The organism is Streptomyces sp. NPDC058964, from assembly GCF_042741275.1.
Taxonomy (GTDB): Bacteria; Actinomycetota; Actinomycetes; order Streptomycetales; family Streptomycetaceae; genus Streptomyces.
Genome location: NZ_JBHYKH010000590.1, coordinates 1 through 5,291, shown reverse-complemented (window position 1 = coordinate 5,291; position 5,291 = coordinate 1). Strand labels below are relative to the sequence as shown.

Genomic DNA, 5,291 nt, shown 5'->3' with positions numbered 1-5,291 from the left:
GGCGCACTGCGCCCGCAGTTCCTCGTGGCCGTGCGGGAGACCGTGAGGGAGTGGGCCGCCGACGAAGGAATCCGCGTCGTCCTGCCGGAACTGCGCAAGCCCACCGGTGGTCGCGGCCTACGCGCGGCAATGTCCGGCACCCCGGAAAGACGGCAACTCGCCGAACGCGCTTTCCAGGATCTCCCCGGGGCGTCGCAATGCATCTTGTGGCACACCGAGGCCGAGGCGGAACCGATAACCGTGACCGCCGCGCTGTTGGGTGTGGACACCATCGCCGCGGTGACCGCGCTGGAGCAGTCGCGCGAACAATTCCGGACCGGTCTGGTGCGTGCCCACCGGGAACTCGCGCCCACCGCGGAATGCCGTTTCTACAACCGGCTGCTTGACGTTTCCATTCGGCGCGAGGGCTCCCTGTCGTCCGATGTGCAAAGGCATTTGACGGAGTGCCGGCACTGCGGTCACGCCGCCGAGCAGCTCGGCCATTTCGGGGGCGGCCTCGGGGTCCTGCTCGCCGAGTCCGTGCTCGGCTGGGGCGCCCGCCGCTATCTCGACTCGCGCCCCGGACGCGGCACCCTCGAGGAGAGGCCGCCCGCGCCGGAACCCGTACACCCCGCGGCCGTCGGCCGCCCTGCCGTGCCCGAGGCAGGGGTGCACCGCCCCGCGTCCGGGAACGGGCGGCGCACGGCCCTGGCCGTCGGCGTCGGCCTCACCTTGCTCGCACTGCTCGCCACCGTGCTCGGGGTCACGGGCCGGACCGGCGGTGGTTCCCCGGAGACGCACGCCACCTGGCGCGTGGGCAACGGCGGTGCGGACCGCCCGGGTGCCGTGCGCGAGCCGTCCGCCGGCGCCTCCCCGTCCGCGGCCTTCGCGAGCGAGCCCGTCGAGTTCGCCCACGGCAGACTGCGCGGCGCCGTCTCCCGGCTGTGTCCGGGCCTCGAGGGCGGCCGGGCCGAGGCGGGGGCGCGCACCGTACTGGCGGCGTGCACGTCAGCCGGATCCCGGCAGTGGTCGCATCGGGACGGCGGACTGCCGTAAGGGGGACCGTGCGATGTCCGGCTGTGTCGGGCACGCCGGCGAGGTGAGCTTCGGCCTGACGGCCCGCGGTGAACTCCTCCTGCGGCGGCACGCGGAACCCGGGCGGCGGCGGGAGCGGTGCGACATGACGGTCGCGCAGGTCGGCCCCCGCCGCGGCAGCCGCTCGGCCGGGCCGCCGGCCCCGTCGCCGACGTGGCTGAACGGGGTTACCCGGCCGTTTCTTCACGGGTTTACAAGATTTTTTCCCGATTCACGTTTGACTGAATGCAATTCAGTTTTCGGCAGGCTTCTGTCAGGCTGAGCTCAGGGCGAGGACACGTGCGCGCCGTCCTGGTTTCCGGGTGGCCCGATCGAGCCACGGGCCCGAAGTCATGCGGAATTTACAGAGGTCGGCCCGGCCGTCCGCCGTGTTGCCGACGGGTGAGCGGAGCGGGAATCCGCCGGACGCTTTGACGGGCTTGTGGCGTTGTGACGCGTGTGGACCCCGGTGCGGGCGGCCGTACGGCGGATGGGAATTGCTCGGATTTTCGGCTCTTGTGGTGAGTTTCGACCGCTGGCCGAATTTATGCCACCACAAGCGGAATGGCTGCACCGTTATTGACCGGCCAGTAATGAAGTCGCTAGTTTCCGGTGGCCCCGCACCAGAGCTTCCACGTCGCACAACCCCCCACCGTGCTGTCTTACCGATTATTCGGAGCATCATGACGTCTGCCGTGCGCGCCCTGGACCTGATCATTTGCGTCACACCTTTGGCGGAACCGGATGCCAGGCTCGCCGCGGCCGCCTGTCGCGCCGGCGCACTCGGGATCCTCGACCTCGGGAAGGGCGACCGAAGATCCCGTGAGGCGCTCGGGCGACTGAGACGGACGGCGCCGGGGCCGTTCGGGGTGCGCGTCGCGGGCGACTGCCGGACGGGGCCCGAGGACCTCGCATCGGTCGACACCGTGATTCTCGCGGTCGGCGCCTCGTGGCCGCCGTCTTCCGAAGCCGCCCCGGGACCCAGAGTGCTGGCCGAGGTCACCGATCTGGCGCAGGCGCGGGAGGCGGTCCGCGCCGGGGCGCACGGACTGATCGCCCGGGGCAGCGAGAGCGGCGGCCGGATCGGCGAGCTCAGCACCTTCGTACTGCTCCAGCAGCTGCTCGCCGCAACCGGGCCGGACGTCCCGGTCTGGGCGTGCGGCGGCATCGGACCTCGTACGGCGGCCGCCGCCGTGGCCGGCGGGGCGGCCGGAGTCGTCCTCGACACCCAACTGGCGCTGCTGGCCGAATCCGCGCTTCCCGAGGCGACCGCGGCGGCACTCCGCCGCCTGGACGGCTCCGAGACCGTCGTCATGGCAGGCCACCGGGTACTGCGCCGCCGCGGCCCCGGCGCTCCGCGCCCGCCCGCCGACGGCCCCGGAGCGGTCGCCGCACTGCTGGGGGCCCAGGACCCGCACACCCGGCTCGTCCCGGTCGGCCAGGACGGCTTCCTCGCGGCACGCTTCGCGGAGCGCTGGCAGGACGTGGGACGGACGGTGCGCGGGATCACGGCCGCGGTCCGGGAGACACTGGCCGCGCCGGCCGGCACCGATGCCCTGAGCGCCGCCGCGCCGGACACGGCCGCGCCCGAAGTCCCGGACGGCCGCCCCGACCCCGTGCCCGCCCGTGCGCTGCGGCCCGGCTCGCCCATGAGCCGCGCACTCGGTACCCGGCTGCCCGTGGCGCAGGGACCGATGACCCGGGTCAGCGACCGGGCCCGGTTCGCCGCCGCGGTCGCCGCGGACGGCGCGCTGCCTTTCCTGGCCCTGGCCCTGGCCGACGGCGAGCGGACACGGGCGATGCTGGCGGAGACACGTGCCGCGCTGGACGGGCGGCCCTGGGGCGTCGGAGTGCTCGGGTTCGCGCCCGAGGACATCCGCGACGCCCAGCTCGAAGCCGTACGGGAGCTGCGGCCCAGCCACGCGATCATCGCGGGCGGCCGGCCCGCCCAGGCCGAGGCACTGGAGCGGGCCGGGATCAGCACCTTCCTGCACGTTCCCTCGCCGGGTCTGCTGCGGCAGTTCCTTGAGGCCGGGGCCCGCAGGTTCGTCTTCGAGGGTTCCGAGTGCGGCGGTCACGTCGGGCCGAGGGCCGCCTTCCCGCTGTGGGAGGCGCAACTCGCCGTACTGGAGGACTTCCTGGCCGGCGCGGACGACGACACGGCACAGCGGATCGAGGTGTTCTTCGCGGGCGGTGTCCACGACGAACGCTCGGCGGCGATGGTCGCCGCGCTCGCCGCACCTCTCACCGCCCGTGGCGCCGCCGTCGGCGTTCTGATGGGGACCGCCTACCTCTTCACCGAGGAGGCGGTCGAGCGTGGCGCGATCCAGCCTCTCTTCCAGCGGCAGGTCGTGGCGGCCGAGGCCACCACCCTGCTGGAGACCGCGCCCGGCCATGCCACCCGCTGCATACCCAGCCGTTTCACCCTGAACTACCGGGAGAGGGAGGCCGAGTTGCGCGCCCGGGGCGTGCCCGACCGCCAGGTCTGGGAGGAGCTGGAGCGGCTCAACGTCGGGCGGCTACGCATCGCCGGCAAGGGCGTCGACCGGGCCGAGTCCGGAGAGCTGACGCCGGTGAGCGAGCAACGCCAGCTGGACGACGGCTTGTTCATGGCCGGAGAAGTCGCCGTCCTGCGCTCGGCGACGACCACTCTCGAGGCCCTGCACCGTTCCGTGACCGACGGCGCGGCCGACTTCCTCGCCGAGCGCACCGGGGAGCCGGGGCCGCGGGCGGGCGGGGACCGGGCGGCGGATCCGGTGGCTCCGGCCCCCCTGGACATCGCCGTCATCGGTATGGCCTGCATGTTCCCGCAGGCCCCCGATCTCGCCGCCTTTTGGTCGAACGTCGTCGCGGGACACGACGCCGTCACCGAGGTCCCGCCCGACCGGTGGGACCCGGCGGTACACCACACCGGCGGCGGCACCGCGTCCAAGTGGGGCGGATTCCTGCCGCGCATCCCCTTCGACCCCCTGGCCTACGGCATTCCGCCGGCCTCGCTCGGCAGTGTCGAACCCGTGCAGCTGCTGTCCCTGGAGGCCGCCCGGCGCGCGCTGCGGGACGCCGGATACGGCGACGGGGCACGGGAGTTCGACCGCTCGCGCACCTCCGTCGTCTTCGGGGCCGAGGCGGGCAGCGACCTGTCCAACGCCGCCACCCTGCGTGCCGTACTGCCGTCGTACTACGGCAAGGTGCCCGACGGGCTGGCGGAGCAGCTGCCCCGGCTGACCGAGGACTCCTTCCCCGGCATGCTCGCCAACGTCATCTCGGGCCGGATCGCCAACCGCCTCGACCTCGGCGGCGCCAACTACACCGTGGACGCGGCCTGCGCGTCCTCACTGGCCGCGGTGGACGCGGCCTGCAAGGAACTCACCGCGGGCACCAGCGACGTAGTCCTGTGCGGCGGTGCCGACCTGCACAACGGCATCAACGACTACGTCCTTTTCTCCTCCGTGCACGCTCTCTCCCCGACCGGCCGGTCGCGGGCCTTCGACAGCTCGGCCGACGGCATCGCCCTCGGCGAGGGCGTCGCCTGCGTGGTCCTCAAGCGGCTGGCGGACGCCGAACGCGACGGCGACCGGATCTACGGCGTGATCAAGGGACTCGGCGCCTCCAGCGACGGCCGCTCGCTGGGCCTGACCGCGCCCCGGCCCGAGGGTCAGCGGGCCGCGCTGGAGCGGGCGTACCGCAACGCCGGCATCTCGCCCGCCGAGGTCGGCCTGGTCGAGGCGCACGGCACCGGCACGGTGGTCGGCGACCGTACCGAACTCACCGTCCTGGGAGAGGTGTTCACCACCGCCGGGGCGCGGCCGGGCGGCTGTGCGCTCGGCTCCGTCAAGTCGCAGATCGGGCACACCAAGTGCGCCGCCGGTCTCGCCGGGCTGATCAAGACCACCCTGGCCCTCCACACCGGCGTGAAGCCGCCCACCCTGCATCTGGAGAACCCCAACCCCGCATGGCAGGAGGGCAGCAGCCCCTTCGCCTTCCACACGCGGGCCCGGCCGTGGGCGGCTCCGGCCGGCGAACGCGTGGCCGGGGTGAGCGCGTTCGGCTTCGGCGGGACCAACTTCCACGTCGTGCTCCGGGCCCACGCGGACGCCGTGCCACCGGAGCAGGGCCTGGACGAGTGGCCCGCCGAGCTGTTCACCTTCCGGGGCAGGGACCAGGCGGCGGCCGGCCGTGCGATCGAGGACCTGCTGAGGGCCGCCGAGTCGGACGGCAGCCCCTGGCGGCTGCGCGAC

The 5,291-nt window shown here is 73.6% G+C and carries 1 protein-coding gene and 1 pseudogene; both read left to right on the top strand.

The genetic code is table 11. From position 1 onward, the window contains the following. Positions 1–1,035, top strand: a pseudogene (locus ACFW2E_RS40945) (hydrolase); the annotation flags it as partial. Positions 1,036–1,736: 701 nt separating this feature from the next. Further along, positions 1,737–5,291: beta-ketoacyl synthase N-terminal-like domain-containing protein (locus tag ACFW2E_RS40940; RefSeq protein WP_384475437.1), on the top strand; the 3,555-nt coding region annotated here is incomplete at its 3' end.